Genomic DNA, 246 nt, shown 5'->3' with positions numbered 1-246 from the left:
CTGATCCGTGATATCCTCTCACTGTACGAGCATCAAAGCACAATGAATCCGAATCTTCCGGTCCGGGGCCTGCTTTATTTCGCGGATATGTTCCGGGGGATCCTGCACGGCAAGCATATCTACGGCACAAAGCTGGTGTCCTTGCCCACGCCGGTTTACATCGTATTTTATAACGGTGACCAGGAGATCGGGGAAGAAAAATGGCTGAAGCTGTCCGACGCATTTATACATGGAAATGAGCAGTCT

The 246-nt window shown here is 50.4% G+C and carries 1 pseudogene; it reads left to right on the top strand.

Going from position 1 to position 246, the window contains the following annotated elements:
- Positions 1 to 246, top strand: a pseudogene (locus KTH89_RS24790) (hypothetical protein); the annotation flags it as partial.

The sequence above is a fragment of the Diplocloster agilis genome (assembly GCF_019042275.1).
GTDB classification, from domain to species: Bacteria; Bacillota; Clostridia; order Lachnospirales; family Lachnospiraceae; genus Diplocloster; species Diplocloster agilis.
This window is presented reverse-complemented; position numbering and strand designations above follow the sequence as displayed.